Origin of the sequence: Mesorhizobium sp. KR1-2, assembly GCF_040045035.1 — a bacterium.
Taxonomy (GTDB): domain Bacteria; phylum Pseudomonadota; class Alphaproteobacteria; order Rhizobiales; family Rhizobiaceae; genus Pseudaminobacter.
In genome coordinates this window covers 344613-361011 of the sequence record NZ_JBDZDS010000003.1, presented here as the reverse complement: position 1 = coordinate 361011, position 16399 = coordinate 344613, and the positions used below count along the sequence as shown (strand labels likewise).

Annotated in this window: 8 protein-coding genes; 3 read left to right on the top strand and 5 right to left on the bottom strand. The window is 64.3% G+C overall.

The genetic code is table 11. The annotated features are described in order from the left end of the window. Nucleotide 1: 1 nt before the first annotated feature. Both murJ and ABLE85_RS09385 read right to left on the bottom strand, forming a co-directional pair. A complete protein-coding gene (murJ, locus tag ABLE85_RS09390; protein WP_348792442.1) occupies nucleotides 2-1588 on the bottom strand; it encodes a murein biosynthesis integral membrane protein MurJ in 1587 nt (528 codons plus the stop codon). Between the two features lie 193 nt (nucleotides 1589-1781). Further along, complete coding sequence (locus ABLE85_RS09385) at nucleotides 1782-4580, bottom strand: [protein-PII] uridylyltransferase (protein WP_348792441.1); 2799 nt, start codon at nucleotides 4578-4580, stop codon at nucleotides 1782-1784. Nucleotides 4581-4770: 190 nt separating this feature from the next. On the opposite strand from ABLE85_RS09385, the gene ABLE85_RS09380 reads away from it, so the two are divergent. Next, nucleotides 4771-6033, top strand: a complete 1263-nt coding sequence (locus tag ABLE85_RS09380) for an Hsp70 family protein (protein WP_348792440.1) — start codon at nucleotides 4771-4773, stop codon at nucleotides 6031-6033. Nucleotides 6034-6050: 17 nt separating this feature from the next. Then, nucleotides 6051-7022: a small ribosomal subunit Rsm22 family protein gene (locus ABLE85_RS09375; RefSeq protein WP_348792439.1), complete on the top strand. Its 972-nt coding sequence runs from the start codon at nucleotides 6051-6053 to the stop codon at nucleotides 7020-7022. Between the two features lie 9 nt (nucleotides 7023-7031). On the opposite strand, the gene mutS is transcribed toward ABLE85_RS09375, so the two are convergent. Next, a complete protein-coding gene (gene mutS / locus ABLE85_RS09370; protein WP_348792507.1) occupies nucleotides 7032-9725 on the bottom strand; it encodes a DNA mismatch repair protein MutS in 2694 nt (897 codons plus the stop codon). Nucleotides 9726-9905: 180 nt separating this feature from the next. Here mutS and ABLE85_RS09365 point away from each other — a divergent pair, with 180 nt between their 5' ends. Beyond that, nucleotides 9906-12191 (top strand): NADP-dependent malic enzyme, encoded by a 2286-nt coding sequence (locus ABLE85_RS09365; protein WP_348792438.1) that lies wholly within the window; start codon nucleotides 9906-9908, stop codon nucleotides 12189-12191. 113 nt (nucleotides 12192-12304) lie between these two features. Here ABLE85_RS09365 and ABLE85_RS09360 read toward each other — a convergent pair whose 3' ends face one another. Beyond that, nucleotides 12305-14074, bottom strand: coding sequence for an AIPR family protein (locus tag ABLE85_RS09360; protein ID WP_348792437.1), 1770 nt, complete (start codon nucleotides 14072-14074; stop codon nucleotides 12305-12307). A gap of 1220 nt (nucleotides 14075-15294) precedes the next feature. Then, a complete protein-coding gene (locus ABLE85_RS09355; protein ID WP_348792436.1) occupies nucleotides 15295-16287 on the bottom strand; it encodes an adenosine kinase in 993 nt (330 codons plus the stop codon). Nucleotides 16288-16399 lie beyond the last annotated feature (112 nt).

Sequence of the window (16399 nt, the reverse complement as noted above, 5' to 3'; positions counted from 1 at the left end):
CCTACTCCCCCGCCTGCGAGCTTGCCGCGCCACGCTTGATGTTGCGGCGGATCATGCCGAGGCTGGCGCCGCCGATGCCGAAGGCGACGGCGAAATAGATCACGCTCCCGGCGGAGACCAGAACGGCGAGCGTCAGCGCCTGCGTATGGAGCGGCGCGGAGGAGGCGAGGTAGGGCTCCAGCCTGGCCACCGCCATATGGAGCACGCCGGCCATCACGGCCGCCGCCAGGACCAGGCGGGGAATGCGGGTCAGGAGCGGAATGTCGGCGCCCCAGTGGCCGCGGCGGATCAGTACGGCAAGCAGCATGGCCGCATTGACCCAGCCGGCCACGGCCGAGGCAGTGGCGATGCCGGGCGCGCCCATGGTCGGGAACAGGGCGAGCGCCAGCGAGATGTTCACCGCCACCGAGACGGCCGCAAAAATCATCGGCGTGCGCGTGTCCTCCCGGGCAAAATAGCCGGGCGTGAACGCCTTGATCAGAACGAAGGCCGGCAGGCCGAGGCCGAAGATGGCGAGGATCGCTGCAACCGTCGGCGTGCTGTTGCTGGCCGCGAACTGGCCGCGCTCATAGAGCACGCGCACGATCGGCTCCGACATCACCAGCAGCGCGGCTGCCGCCGGCAGGGTCAAGAACAGCGTGAACTCGACCGAACGGTTCTGCAGATTGGCCGCTTCCTTGAGGTTGCCGGATTTTAGCGCGCGCGCCAGTTCCGGCAGCAGCACGATGGCGACGGCAACGCCCACCACGCCGAGCGGTAGCTGGTAGACGCGGTCGGCAAGCGCCAGCGAGGAAACGGCACTGTTCTGGCCGGAGGCGATGGCCGTGCCGATGAGCTGGTTGATCTGGGTGATGCCGCCGGTGATCGCCGCCGGCAGGGCAAGGATCAGGAGCCGCTTGACGTTGGGCGTCAGGCGCGGGCGGCGAAAGCCGATCGAGATGCCGGCATGGCGCACCGCGATCCAGACGATGGCAAGCTGCACGATGCCCGCCGCCAGCACGCCCCAGGACAGCGCATAGCCGACCGCCAGGCTGTCATGGCCCCTGTACCAGCCATTGGCCAGCACTGCGATCAGGATGATGTTGAGGAACACCGGCGCGATCGCGGCGGCGAAATAGCGGCGCAGCGAGTTCAGCATGCCGCTCATCATCGCCGCCAGCGACATGCAGATGAGATAGGGGAACATGATGGTGGCGAGCGCCACCGTCAGGTCGTGTTTCTGCGGGTTGTCCGAGAAGCCCGGCGCAATGAGAAAGCGCACCAGAAGCGGCATGGCCAGTTCCATGACGATGGTCAGCGCCAGCAGCGCCGTGAACAGCACGCCGAACACTTCTTCCGAAAAGCGCTTGGCGCCTTCCGTGCCGTGGGCCTCGATCTCCTTGGCGAAGAGCGGCACGAAGGCGGCGTTGAAGGCCCCCTCGGCAAACAGCCGGCGGAAGGTGTTGGGAAACTGGAAGGCCGCATAGAAGGCGTCCGCCACCGGCCCGGTGCCGATCGCCGCCGCCATCAGCATCTCGCGGACGAAGCCGAACAGGCGGCTCATCAGCGTGCCGGATGCGACGGTGGCGAATTTTTTGACCAGGCTCATGCGTGCGACGATCCGTTTTGATCGAATGGTGTTGTTGGGCTGACTTGCTGCCGTGCAGGGGTAACGAACAGCGAGCTTCGCTCGACGCTGGCCGCAGCCCTCTCTCCGGTTTGCTTCGCAAACCACCTCGCCCCGATCTCATGAGGGAAAGGCAGGGCAGACTCGGCTGCGAAATTCGAATCCATGGCCTCCACTACACAGTCGCCTTGGCCTTGGCGCCGCGCTGGGCGGCCTCGCCCTGCAGCGTCGCCAGCAGCCTGTCGCGAATGGCCTGCAGCCGCGTCGGGTTGTCGATCTTCTGGCCGGTCAGGTCGGTGACGTAGAAGGTGTCGATCACCTTCTCGCCGAAAGTGGTGATGTGGGCGGAAGCGATGTCGAGCGACAGGTCCGACAGCGCTCCCGTGATCTCCGACAGCAGCCCCGGCCGGTCGAGGCAGTGCACGTCGATGACCGTGAAGCGGTTGGACAGCGTGTTGCGGATGTCCACCCGCGGCTCGCGGCGGAAGGCCTTGGCGCCGCGCTTCTGCTTGGCGCGCTTTTCGATCATCTCGGGCAGCCAGGCCCGGCCCGCCAGCACGTCCTCGATCAGCTGGCCGACGCGCTCGGCGCGCCGCCGCTCGTCCTCGTCGCGGTCGAATTCGCGGTTGATCAGGATTGTGTCCAGCGCGCGACCGTCGGAGGTGGTGAAGATCTGCGCGTCGACGATGTTGCCGCCGGCTGCGGCGCATGCGCCCGCGATCACCGAGAGCAGGCGCGGATGGTCGGGCGCCAGCACGGTGATCTCGGTCACCGCCTCGAATTCGTGCGTCTTGACCATGGTGGCGAGCTTGCGTCCCTCCACGTCGGCCACGCGGATGAAGTTGGCGTGCCGGACCTGGTCCCTGGGGTCGACGGCCAGCAGATAGTTTTCGTAATGAAGGTCGACGAGCCGCCTGCGATCGGCTTCCGGCCAGTCCGAGAGGGCGGCGGCCAGCGCCTCGCGCGCCTCGCCGGCGCGCTGCGCCCGCGAGACTTCCGAGAAGCCGCCGGTTAAAAGCAGCTCGGTCTCGTAATAGAGCGTGCGGAGGAGCTGGCCCTTCCAGCCGTTCCACACGCCCGGCCCAACGCCGCGAATGTCGCAGACGGTCAGCACCAAAAGCAGCTTCATGCGCTCCACCGACTGCACCACGTCGGCGAAATCCTCGATGGTCTTGCGGTCGTTGAGGTCGCGCGTCTGCGCCGTCATGGACATGACCAGATGCTTCTCCACCAGCCAGGCCACGGTCTCGGTGTCGGCGGGCGACAGGCCCATGTGCGGGCAGATGCGCCGGGCGATCTTTGCGCCTGCCTCGGAATGGTCCTCTGGCCGGCCCTTGGCGATGTCGTGCAGGAGCACGGCCACGTAAAGCGCCTCGCGCTTCTTCTTCAGCCCTTCCATCAGCGAATGGGAGAGCGGATGGATCTTCTCGCCGCCGCCGCGCTCCAGCTCCGACAGCACGCCGATGCAGCGCAGCAGGTGCTCGTCGACCGTGTAGTGGTGATACATGTTGAACTGCATCATCGCGACGATGCGGCCGAAATCCGGGATCAGCTTGCCGAGCAAGCCGGCCTCGTTCATGCGCCGCATGTTGAGCTCGGGGTTGCGGTCCGACGTCAGGACGTCGAGGAACAGCCGGTTGGCTTCCTTGTTGCGGCGCAGCGTCTTGTCGACCAGCGAAAGCGAGCGGGTGAGCAGCTTCAGCGCGTCGGGGTGGTATTCCAGCCCGTGCTTGTCGGCGAACCAGAACAGCCTCAGCAGGTTCACCGGATCGCGCACGAAGACCTGGTCGTCGGCCACGTTGATGCGGTGGTTGTCGACGATGAAGTCGCTGGTGCCGGCGAGCTTGCGCTGGCGCCGCGTGAAGGTCGGGAACAGGTGGTTGAGGCCCGGCACGTGCTTGGCCTGCTCCTCCTCCAGCCCGGCGCAGAAGATGCGGGTGAGGTCGCCCACCGTCTTGGCGATCAGGAAGTAGTGCTTCATGAAGCGCTCGACCGCCGACAGGCCGGGATGGCTGGTGTAGCCGAGCCGTTCGGCGATGTCGCGCTGGATGTCGAAATGCAGGCGTTCCTCGGCCTTGCCGGTCAGGAAGTGCATGTGGCAGCGCACCGCCCAGAGGAAGTCCTCGGCCTTCAGGAACTGGTTGTATTCGGCGCGGGTGAGCACGCCCTTGTTCACCAGCTCCTCGCCGCTGCGCACACGGTAGAAATACTTGCCGATCCAGAACAGCGTCTGCAGGTCGCGCAGGCCGCCCTTGCCGTCCTTGACGTTGGGCTCGACCAGATAGCGGCTTTCGCCGGCCTTGGCGTGGCGCTCGTCGCGCTCGGCGAGCTTGGCGTGGACGAATTCGGGGCCGGTGCCCTTCACCACCGACTTGTCGAAGCGGGTGAGCAGCTCGCGGTAGAGCTTCTCCTCGCCCCACAGGAAGCGCGCGTCGAGGATCGCGGTGCGGATGGTGATGTCGTCCCGCGACAGGCGCAGGCATTCGTCGATGTTGCGGGTGGCGTGGCCGACCTTCAGGCCCATGTCCCACAGCATGTAGAGCATGTACTCCACCACCTGCTCGCCCCAGGGCGTCTGCTTGTAGGGCAGCAGGAACAGCAGGTCGATGTCGGAGCCCGGCGCCAGCGTGCCGCGCCCGTAGCCGCCCACCGCCACCACCGCCATGCGCTCGGCCGAGGAGTGGTTGCGGGCGTGATAGACATGGGTGGCGGCAAAGTCGTAGAGCGCGCGGATGATCTCGTCCATCAGGTGCGAGAGCCGGGCCGCGCAGGCCGTGCCGCCGCCGTCCTCGCGCAGCATGCGTTCCACCACCGCCCGGCCGGCCGCGTTGCGCTCCTTCAGAAGCTGCAGCACGCGCCTGCGCACTTCCGCGCTCGCCCCGTCGCCGCCGGTTTCGTCCGTCAGCGCCGCCAGATCGCGGCGCAGCTGTGCACCGTCGATCAGTTCGTCGAGCTTCAGGGGTATCTTCGCCATGCCTGATTAAAAGCCTCGCTTTCAGGGCGGCGTCTATAGCTCTTTTTTCACCCCCTGGGTATGGGGCGTGCGTTTGCGGCGCTTTTTGGTCGCGCAGAAAAATTGGCCGGCCGCCTCGACATTGCCGCGCGGCTTGTGTAACCGCCTCTCTCCCCCGCGCCGGGCCGTCATCTCGCACAAGGAAAATCCCATGAAACCGATCAGCGGTGGCATCGACTTTGGCACGTCCAACTCCACGGTCGGTTACATGCACGGCGGCCGCCCGAAGCTGGTGCCGCTCGAAGGCGAGCATGTCGCCATGCCCAGCGCCGTCTTCTACAATTTCGAGGATAACGGCACCTATTTCGGCCGCCGCGCGATCGCCGACTACACCGAGAATGCCGAGGGCCGCCTGCTGCGCGCGCTCAAAAGCGTGCTGGGCTCCTCGCTGATCCACGAGAAGACGCGCATCAAGGCGCGCTATCTCGCCTTCTCCGACATCATCGGCACCTTCATCGCCAACCTGAAGAACCAGCTGGATGCCGAAGTCGGCGCGGACATCGAAAGCGTCGTGCTCGGCCGCCCGGTGCATTTCGTCGACGAGGACGAGGCCGCCGACCGCGACGCGCAGAACCAGCTGGAAGCGGCCGCCCGCGCGCAGGGTTTCAAGCACATCGCCTTCCAGTTCGAGCCGATCGCCGCCGCACTCGACTACGAGCAGAGCGTCACGCGCGAGGAGCTGGCGCTGATCATCGACATCGGCGGCGGCACCTCCGACTTCTCCATCGTGCGCGTCTCGCCCGAGCGGGCGCGCGCGGCCGACCGCAAGGACGACATCCTCGCCAGCACCGGCGTGCATATCGGCGGCACCGATTTCGACCGGCTGCTGTCGGTCGCGCATCTGATGCCCGAGCTCGGCTACAAGACCCAAACCAAGGACGGCAAGCGCAACCTGCCCGCCGGCTATTTCAACGACCTCGCCACCTGGCAGCGCATCAACATGCTCTATACGCCGAAGGCCATGACCGACCTGCGCCAGATCCGCTACGAGGCCGCAAAGCCTGAGCTGGTTGACCGCATGATCGACATCGTCGCCAACCGCCAGGGCCACGCGCTGGCCGGCACGGTGGAGCGCGCCAAGATCGACCTCACCGACCGCGACGACACCTCAATGACCGTGAAACTGACCGAGGAGACGCTGTCGCTGCCGGTCACGCGCGCCGGCCTCGACGAGGCGATCGATGCGGCGGTCGAGCGGGTCGCGAACACGGTGCAGAAGACGCTTGCCGACGCCGGCGTCGAGGCCCAGCGCATCACCACGCTGTTCCTCACCGGCGGCTCGACGGCCATTCCAATGCTCAAAAACCGCCTGCTGTCGCTTTTTCCGGGTGCAACGGTGGTGCAGGGCGATATGTTCGGCTCGGTCGGGCTCGGGCTGTCGCTCGATGCGGCCCGCAAATTCGGCACCGCCTGAGAGGGATTTTAGCAGGCATGGAACTTCCCGCAGCCCTTCGCCAGGCGGTCGACAAGGCGCTCGAAGGCGTGCCGCTGCCGACGCTCAAGCAGGCGGCGGAGGTGCTGTCGCGTCGCTACCGCGCCGAGACGCGCGACGGGCGGCTGCACCTGTCGGACGATCTGGCGGCAAAAGCCTATCTGGCGACGCGCCTGCCGGCGACCTATGCGGCGGTGCGCGCCAGCCTTGAAAGCGTTGCCGAAGTCCGCGCGGACTTCGGCCCGCGCAGCCTCATCGATGTCGGCGCCGGTCCCGGCACGGTGTTCTGGGCGGCGCGCGACTGCTGGGACAGCATTGAGGATGCCACGCTGGTCGAGGCGAGCCCGGCCATCCGCGCCGTGGGCGCGGACCTCGCCCGCCACGCCGAGCCCGTCACCGCGCGCTACCTGGCCGCCGATGTGATGGGGAAATTTCCGGACCTAAAACGCGCCGATCTCGTTACGCTCGCCTATGTGCTGGACGAGTTGCCACCTGAAAAGATCGAGCCGCTGGTCGACCGGCTATGGGCGCTGACGGGCGACACGCTGGTCATCGTCGAGCCCGGCACGCCGGCCGGCTGGCAGCGCATCTTGCGCGTCCGCGCACGGCTGATCGAGGCCGGCGCGCATCTCGTCGCGCCCTGTCCGCACCGGCAGGCATGCCCGCTCGTCGCGCCCGACTGGTGCCATTTCTCCCGCCGCGTCGCCCGCTCGCGCCTGCACCGTCTGGCCAAGGGCGGCGAGGTGCCGTGGGAAGACGAAAAATTCATCTACGTCGCCGCCTCGCGGCACGCGGGCGAGGTGTTTGAGGCGCGAGTGCTGGCGCCACCGCATGCCTCAAGCGGCATGGTGCGGCTAAAGCTGTGCGACGCCGAGGGCACCGCCGGCGACCGCCTGCTCACCCGCCGCGACGGCGCCACCTTCAAGGCCGCACGCAAGCTCGATTGGGGCGATGCCGTGTGGACGGAGTGAGGGTCGAAATCACCCCCGCGCCGCCAGTTCCTTCAGCCGATAAAGCTCCTCCATCGCCTGGCGCGGGGTCATCTCGTCGAGATTGAGTGCGGCAAGCGCCGCCCCCACGACATCGACCTTCGCCGGCGCCGGCGGTTCCTTCTTCATCGCCGCCGAGAACAGCGGCAGGTCGTCGACCAGGCGGTCGGCCTTGCCGGAGGTTTCACCCGCCTCGAGTTGGTGCAGCACGTCCTTGGCCCGCTGCACCACCGCGTCCGGCAGGCCGGCCAGCCGCGCCACCTGCACGCCGTAGCTGCGGTCGGCCGCGCCCTTGCCCACCTCGTGCAGGAAGACCACGTCGCCTTCCCACTCCTTCACCCGCATGGTGACGTTATGCAGGCGCTGCAGCTTCTCGGCCAGCGCCGTCATCTCGTGGAAATGGGTGGCGAAGATCGCGCGGCAGCGGTTCTTCTCGTGCAGATATTCCACCGCCGCCCAGGCGATCGACAGGCCGTCGAAGGTCGCCGTGCCGCGTCCGATCTCGTCCAAGATGACAAGCGCGCGCTCGCCCGCCTGGTTGAGGATCGCCGCCGTCTCCACCATCTCGACCATGAAGGTCGAGCGTCCGCGCGCCAGGTCGTCCGAGGCACCGACGCGGCTGAACAGCCGGTCGACGACACCGATATGGGCGCTTGCCGCCGGGACGAACGAACCCATCTGGGCCAAAATGGCGATAAGCGCGTTCTGGCGCAGGAAGGTCGATTTACCGCCCATATTGGGGCCGGTCAGCAGCCAGATGGCGCCGGCCTTGGCGCCGCCTTCGGGCGACAGGTTGCAGTCATTGGCGACGAAGGCGTTCTCGGCCGCCGCGCGCAGCGACTGCTCCACCACCGGGTGGCGGCCGCCGACGATCTCGAAGGCGAGGCTGTCGTCCACTTGCGGCCGGCACCAGTTCTCGCTGGTAGCCAGCACCGCAAGGGCTGCCGACACGTCGAGCGAGGCAAGGGCCGCCGCACCGGCGCGGATCGTCTCGGCCTCACGGACTGCTTCCGCCACCAGCGTGTCGAAGGCTGCAAGCTCGATCGTCAGCGCGCGGTCGGCGGCATTGGCGATCTTGGTCTCCATCTCGGCCAGTTCGGTCGTGGTGAAGCGCATGGCGTTGGCCATGGTCTGGCGGTGGATGAAGCGCGCCTTGGCCTCGTCCGTGCCGTTCATGATCGCCTGATGGTTCGCCGTCACCTCGATGTAATAGCCTAGCACATTGTTGTGCCGGATTTTTAGCGAGCGGATGCCGGTTTCCTCGATCAGGTCGCGCTCCATGCCGGCAATCACGCGCCGCGACTCGTCGCGCAGCGCGCGCATTTCGTCGAGCTCGGCATGATAGCCGGCGCGGACAAAGCCGCCGTCGCGCTTCAAGAGCGGCAGGTCGTCGTCCAGCGCCCCGGTGAGATGCTCGGCAAAGGCAACGGGCAGCGCCGAAATCGCTTCCAGCGCTTCGGAGACTTCCGCCGGAACTTCGACTTCGGCGAACAGCGTGCGTATCGCCAGCGCCGCCTCAAAACCCGAGCGCAGCGCGCCGAGATCGCGCGGGCCGCCGCGGTTCAGCGCCAGCCGGGTCAGCGCGCGCGGCATGTCGGACACGCCCTTCAGGCAGGCGCGCAGAGCTTCGCTCACCCGCCGCTCGGCGAGGAAGAAGGCGACCGAATCCAGCCGCTGGGCGATGGCCTTCGGATCGGTCAGCGGCGACATCAGCCGGTCGGCCAAAAGCCGCGCACCGGCACCTGTCACCGTGCGGTCGATGGCCTTCAGCAGCGAGCCGTCGCGGCCGCCGCTGGTGGTGCGCAAGAGTTCCAGATTGACCCGCGTGGCCGGATCGATGAACAGCGTCGCGCCTGACTGCTCGCGCTCGGGCCGCGACAGAGGCGGCCGCTCTGCCTTCTGCGTCTTCTCCACATAGGCGATGACGCCCGAGATGGCCGAAAGCTCTGCGCGTGAAAAGGTGCCAAAGCTGTCCGGCGTCGCGACCTCGAAGAAGCGCGCGATGCGGCCGGGCGCCGAGGCGGAGTCGAACAGGCTCGACGGCTGCGGATTGGCCACGCGCCCAACAAGGTCGAACACCGGCTTCAGCTCGGCATCATAAAACACCGGCTCGGGCAGGATCAGCTCGCGCGGGTCGATGCGGAAGATATCGGCCAGCAAATTGTCGGCGCTCGTCTCGGCCACGCGAAAGATGCCGGTCGACAGCTCGATCCAGGCCAGCGCATAGCTGCCCGCTTGGTTCCCTGTCGCGCTAGCGCGCTCCCCGCCTCTTGTGTCCGCTCCGCCCTTCACGCGCCCCAGCGCCATCAGGAAATTCGATTCCGCCGGCGCCAGCAGCTTGTCCTCGGTGATGGTGCCCGGCGTCACCAGCCGCACCACGTCGCGCTTGACCACCGATTTCGAGCCGCGCTTCTTGGCCTCGGCCGGGTCCTCGATCTGCTCGCAGACGGCGACGCGGTGGCCGAGCCCGATCAGCTTCTGCAGATAGTCGTCGGCCGCATGGATCGGCACGCCGCACATCGGGATGTCCTGGCCCTGGTGCTTGCCGCGCTTGGTGAGCACGATGCCCAGCGCCGCGGCGGCGATCTCGGCGTCCTCGAAGAACAGCTCGTAGAAGTCGCCCATGCGGTAGAACAGCAGGGAATCCGGGTTCGCCGCCTTGATCTCCAAAAACTGTTCCATCATCGGCGTCGCGCCGCTGCTGCCTGGGGCCGGCGTGCTTGCCTCGGTGCGGATCGGCGTTTCGTCGTTCACTGTCTCGTCCAAAAAAGAGCTTTGTCCTGATTGGCGGTTTACAGGGCCGAAGTGTAGCCTTAATCCCGAACACTCCACAAAAAACGGCTTGGGAAGGGACCGCGCGAGACCATGGCATCCGGCAACAAATCAGACAACGCAGGTCCGTCCATCGGTGCCCAGGAAGCGCTGGATTTCCACGCCATGGGCCGCCCCGGCAAGCTGGAGATCAGCCCCACCAAGCCCATGGCCACGCAGCGCGACCTGTCGCTCGCCTATTCGCCGGGCGTCGCGGTGCCGGTGAAGGCCATCGCCGAAGACCCCAGCCGCGCCTTCGACTACACCGCCCGCGGCAACATGGTGGCGGTCATCTCCAACGGCACGGCCATCCTCGGCCTCGGCAATCTCGGCGCGCTGGCCTCCAAGCCGGTGATGGAAGGCAAGGCGGTGCTGTTCAAGCGCTTCGCCGACGTCGATTCCATCGACCTCGAGGTCGACACGGCGGACGTCGACGAATTCATCAACTGCGTGCGCTATCTGGGCCCCTCCTTCGGCGGCATCAACCTTGAAGACATCAAGGCGCCCGACTGCTTCATCATCGAGCAGTGCCTGCGCGAGATCATGGACATCCCGGTCTTCCATGACGACCAGCACGGCACGGCAATCATCGCCGCCGCCGGCCTCATCAACGCGCTTGAGGTCACCGGCCGCGATCTCAAGACCACGAAACTCGTCTGCAACGGCGCAGGCTCGGCCGGCATCGCCTGCATCGAGCTCGTCAAGTCGATGGGCTTTGCACCTGAAAACGTCATCCTCTGCGACACCAAGGGCGTGGTCTACCAGGGCCGCACCGAAGGCATGAACCAGTGGAAGTCGGCGCACGCGGTGGTCACCGACGCCCGCAGCCTGGCCGACGCCATGGACGGCGCCGACGTGTTCTTCGGCCTTTCCGCCAAGGGCGCGCTGACCACCACCATGGTCCAGTCCATGGCCAAGAACCCGATCATCTTCGCCATGGCCAATCCCGATCCGGAGATCACGCCCGAGGAGGTCGCCGAGATCCGCACCGACGCCATCATGGCCACCGGCCGTTCGGACTATCCGAACCAGGTCAACAACGTGCTCGGCTTCCCCTACATTTTTCGCGGCGCGCTCGACGTACGCGCCACGACCATCAACGACGAGATGAAGATCGCCGCGGCGCGTGCGCTGGCCGATCTCGCCCGCCAGGACGTGCCCGACGACGTCGCCGCCGCCTACCAGGGCAATCGCCCGAAATTCGGCCCCAACTACATCATCCCGGTGCCGTTCGATCCGCGCCTCATCTCGGCGATTCCCGTCGCCGTCGCCAAGGCGGCGATGGACACCGGCGTCGCCCGCCGGCCGATCCTCGACCTCGACCGCTACGCCAACGAGTTGTCGGCCCGGCGCGACCCCATCGCCTCCACGCTGCAACGCATCTATGACCGCGTGCGCCGCCAGCCCAAGCGCATCGTCTTCACCGAAGGCGAGGAAGAGCAGATGATGCGCGCGGCCGTGTCCTATGTGAACCAGAAGCTCGGCACCGCCATCCTGCTCGGCCGCGACGACGTCATCAAGGAAAACGCGCGGCAAGCCGGCGTCGACCTCGACAAGCCCGGCATCGAGATCATCAATGCGCGCCTGTCGCGTCGCAACGCCATCTATGCCGACTTCCTCTACGAGCGCCTGCAGCGCCAGGGTTTCCTGTTCCGCGACTGCCAGCGCCTGATCAACAACGACCGCAACCATTTCGCCGCCGCCATGGTGGCGCTGGGCGATGCCGACGGCATGGTCACCGGCGTCACCCGCAACTACTCCACCGCGCTGGAAGACGTGCGCCGCGCCATCGACGCAAAGCCCGGCCACCGCGTCATCGGCGTGTCGATCGCGCTCTGCCGCGGCCGCACCGTTCTGGTGGCCGACACGGCCGTGCACGACATGCCGAACGCCGAGCAGATCGCCGACATCGCCGAGGAAGCCGCCGGTTTCGCGCGCCGCATGGGCTACGAGCCGCGCATAGCCATGCTCGCCTATTCCACCTTCGGTCACCCGGCCGGCGAACGCTCCGAGCGCATCCAGGAAGCGGTAAAAATCCTCGACAAGCGCCGCGTCGATTTCGAATATGACGGCGAGATGGCCGCAGACGTCGCGCTCAACCCGCGCCTCATGCAGCAATACCCGTTCTGCCGCCTGTCGGGCCCGGCCAACGTGCTGGTCATGCCGGCATTCCACTCGGCCTCGATCTCGACCAAGATGCTGCAGGAGCTCGGCGGCTGCACGGTCATCGGCCCGCTACTGGTCGGCCTCAACAAGCCGGTCCAGATCGTGCCGCTGAATGCCAAGGACTCGGACATCGTCAACATGGCGGCGATCGCGGCGTTTACGGCGGGAGCGTGAGGGGGAGTCTCACGCCGAAGCCGCGGTTCCTCGCCCCTGTGAAGCGGGGGAGAGGTGCCGAGCGGGGCGAGGCGGAGGCCAATAGCTTGGGCCGCTCTCGGCCGAGAGACACTTTATGCGAGCTCCAACGCCATCAAACGATCCCGGAATGTACTCGAAAATGTCTCTGAGCGGATGGTGTCGCGAATTCGTTCTTGACTTAGGACACCCATTTCCTTCAGTCGGTCCTGTATAACCAAAACTACCTGCTCAACAGCCGCTTTGAAGGCCTCTTCATCTCGACATAGAGCGATAATTGACTCTGCAACACTGGCCAATTTTCCTTTCTTCATCGCAAACACGTGCTTGCCACCAGTCATTTGCAGGCCGATTCCCGCTAAAATGTAGTACCTAAACGTCTTGTAGCTATTCGGTATTCTCTGGTTCCGCCAAAGAAACTCAAGCCGATAATACAGATATGCGACGGCATGATATACGCGAACATCGTGATCATCGAGGAAGATAGAATCCTCGTATTCGGAAAGAATGCCGCGATAGTCTCTGGCTGCACGCTGCGGTTGGAAAAGCAGGCAAGCCGCCACCGCTTTCATTAGGACCGACGGCTGCATAACGCGGGTTCGCTCGACGTTTTGATTTCTATACTGATTATCTCTTCTTTCGAAATATATAATTTCTTCAGGGTCCAGATTTCTACAGTACTCTTCAAAGCTTTTCATAAAAGGTCGAAGAGCCCAGAATTGTTCGTCCCTAACAGGATTCTGTCGGTTCGTTCCGACGATAATCGATGAAACAAATTCGTCGTCCTTTGATCCGATGAGGCGAAACGGAACCTGAATGTCCTGAATCAATTCAGTATTTCCATTGCTTCCCGCGTCATCATCTCCGTATACGAGGTCAAATATAACGTTGCTTGTTTGGCATCCGTTGACAATTTGGAAGTCCTCGAGGCGGAATTTGTCTCCGGTTCGATCAATGCTTTTTGATACCACAGTTATTCCATTATTTCGAAAAACAAATTCGGCCCCTCCGCTTGACCTCACGCCGGCTTTTATGCCTAAATTTATTTTTGACTTTGAATCATAGTCCCGAATGTTGTCGAAGAAAACCGACCTGTTAATTCCTAAAACATTTCCATCAGAGTCTTTCAACGAGTACAATTTCAATAGATTATTAGCATCTATATATCTGATGTAAGCTTCTTCTACGTGATTATTGTTTGGCATAACAACATTTCGCGGGAAATCTATTTCGACTTCCACTGCGCTGACGGCCGCACGATACCACTGTTGAAGCTCGCGCGCGCCTACAAACTCAATGGATATTGTGGCGGCGTCGAATATGTTTTGCTCTTGCAGAGTGATCCGAAAATTATCTTTTAGTTTTTCCAATTTGTATGGCTGCTCATAGTTGCCCGTTGCAACGTAGTAGCAGCTTAACTTCGGATTGCGCTTTCCGACGCCCCTTTCATATATGACCTCCATCGCACCGATGAGATCATCAATCGCGTCACTTTCACCTTTGAGATCGCCGTCAAAAAAGCCTGTTATGGCGTCGAAAAACTTGGAAATGTCACCATAATCGTAATTGGTGCTTATTTTGGATTGGAAGAAAATAAACTCGATGGACGGGTTATTTATTGCCGCTAGTTTTTCTTCTGCTTCTTGACGATTGCGAACCGCCTCACCCTGAATTATCACGGCAGTCCCATCGAGACCGAACTCATCGCCCTGCAAATGAGCGTCATAGGCATCAATGTTCTCGCCGAGGAGCCCTGTCAAAATTGAGAAAATAGAATATATTTCAAACTGTTTCTCCTGATTTTCGGTGAGTATTGAGTTGGCTTTAGAAAACTCTCGCAATTGGGCACGAATGACAGGATTCATGAAGGTCCTCTAACATTAACCGAATCGAGTTGCAGGCGATAAGTTGACGTTGATTAAGTATCCGGGTCAACGAATAAGTCGGCATTCTTACTCCGTGGTGTTGCTACATTTCAGACCAGGCCGCGTGATCAGAGCGTTGCGCCAACGCTTTCCTTCTCCTTCGATGGTGCCGCGAAGCGGCCGGGAGGGGTAGGTCCAAGCCGCGCGCGGCCGAAATGACCCCTCCCGCATCCTTCGCTGCGCTCGGATGCGACCTCCCCTCAAGGGGGAGGTGGCGCCGGCGCCGTCCGCAGCCGAGTGGATAAACCCGGCGCCATCCCAACCCCAACTGCCTGAAAACATTGAGGCGCAGACAAAAACGTCTCTGCCTTTCTCCCCCACCCCAAAACCTTCCCGTAAAATTCCCGGCAGTTTCTCCTGCGGGAACGCCGGTCGCGACGGTGATTGCGTGGGGAGGAACCGGCGCTTCCGGTCGTGGGCTAACGTGGTCCATGGCCCCGGGGAGGCTCCGTCCGAGGGTTCCCCTGCGGGTACTACGGCCCGTGCGTGCTGGACGAGCACAGAGGACGGGAACCCTGCAGTCCCGGCTTGTCCGCGAAAGGCTTTTTTTGCGGAAACGGCAGGGCTTCAGGGATTTCGTCGCAGCGGAACGGACGGGGACAGAAATCGCCGGCGGGTCGCGAGGTCGCGCCGCATAAAAATTTCTCGGAAGGCCCGGCCTCGCGCCCCGCTTCCCGAACTCCCGCAAAAGGGGAGGGTTCTTGGACAATAGCCAGACCGGCAACGGGGCGTGGCGATGAATAGGTGCGTGCCCTGAGCCGGTCGAAGGGCGAGGCTCGCCCTGCGGGCGAGCGCCTCAGGATGAGGGAAGTTGCGCTGACCTCAGGATGAGGGAGGTTGGCGCGGCACTTCAGAATGAGGGAGGCGGGCGCCAGCGGTAGCCCTCATGGTGAGGTGTGTAGTGAAGCGAAGCGGAACGGAGCCTCGAACCACGAGGGCGGGATGAAGCGCGCAGAGCAATCTCATAGGGCACGGCTTACCCCCACTCCGCCTCGCTTCGCTCGGCACCTCTCCCCCTCAAAAGGGGAGAGGAAGGGTGCCAAGCTCGCGGACGGCGTTTCCTCTCCCCCGTCGATCGGGGGAGAGGTGGCTCGGCAAAGCCGAGACGGAGTGGGGGGGGCGAATTCTATATCGCTCGGCGCTTGCGGCAGGGAGCCGAACTACAGCAACCCGAACTGCTCGGCCTGCTCGCGCAGATTTTGCCGCGGGCGCGGGCCGATCTGCTGGATGACCAGGCCGGCGGCCAGCGAGCCGAGCTTGCCGCAGTCTTCCAGGCTGCGCCCGGCGGTGTAGCCGAACAGGAAGCCGGCGGCGTAAAGGTCGCCCGCGCCGGTGGTGTCGACCAGCTCGGCGATCTCAATGGCGTCGACGGCAACCGTCTCGTCGCCGCGCACGATGACCGAGCCGAGCTCCGAGCGGGTGACGGCGGCGAGCTTGCAGTCCTTGCGGATCAGCTCCAGCGCCTGGTCAAAAGATTCGGTCTGGTAGAGCGACTTTGCCTCGCTCTCATTGGCAAACACGATGTCCACCGTGCCCGAGCGCATCAGGTCCAGAAATTCGTCGCGGTAGCGGTCGACGCAGAACGGGTCCGACAGCGTCATCGACACTTCGCGGCCGGCGGCGTGGGCATGGGCGGCGGTGAGGCGGATGGCTTCCTTCGCGAGCGGCGGGTCCCACAGATAGCCCTCGAAATAGGTGACCTTCGCGCCCGCCGCCTTGTCGGCCTCCACGTCCTCCGGCCCCAGCTCCACGCAGGCGCCGAGATAGGTGTTCATCGAGCGCTCGCCGTCGGGCGTGACGAAAATCATCGAGCGCGCGGTCGGCGGCGTGCCGCTCAGCGGGCTGGTGTCGAAGGCCACGCCCTGCGCCTTGATGTCGTGGGTGAAGATGCGGCCGAGATGGTCCCGGCTGACCTTGCCGAAATAGGCCGCGCGCCCGCCGAAGCTCGCCACGCCCGCCGCCGTGTTGCCGGCGCTGCCGCCGGAGGCCTCGATGGCCGGGCCCATGCGGCTGTAGAGCAGCTCGGCGCGCTCGGCGTCGATCAGGTTCATGGCGCCCTTGATGATGCGGTTCTCCACGAGGAAATCGTCGTCGCACTGGGCAATGATGTCGACAATGGCATTGCCGATGCAAAGCACGTCGTATTGGCTCATGAAGGTCTCCGCAAAGCCGGGCAGATAGGTTTTGGCACGCAGGCCGCCGGCGGGTCTAGCCGTTCGGGCAGATTTTGCAAAGCTGCAAAAGCGCATTCTTGCGGGGGCGCCG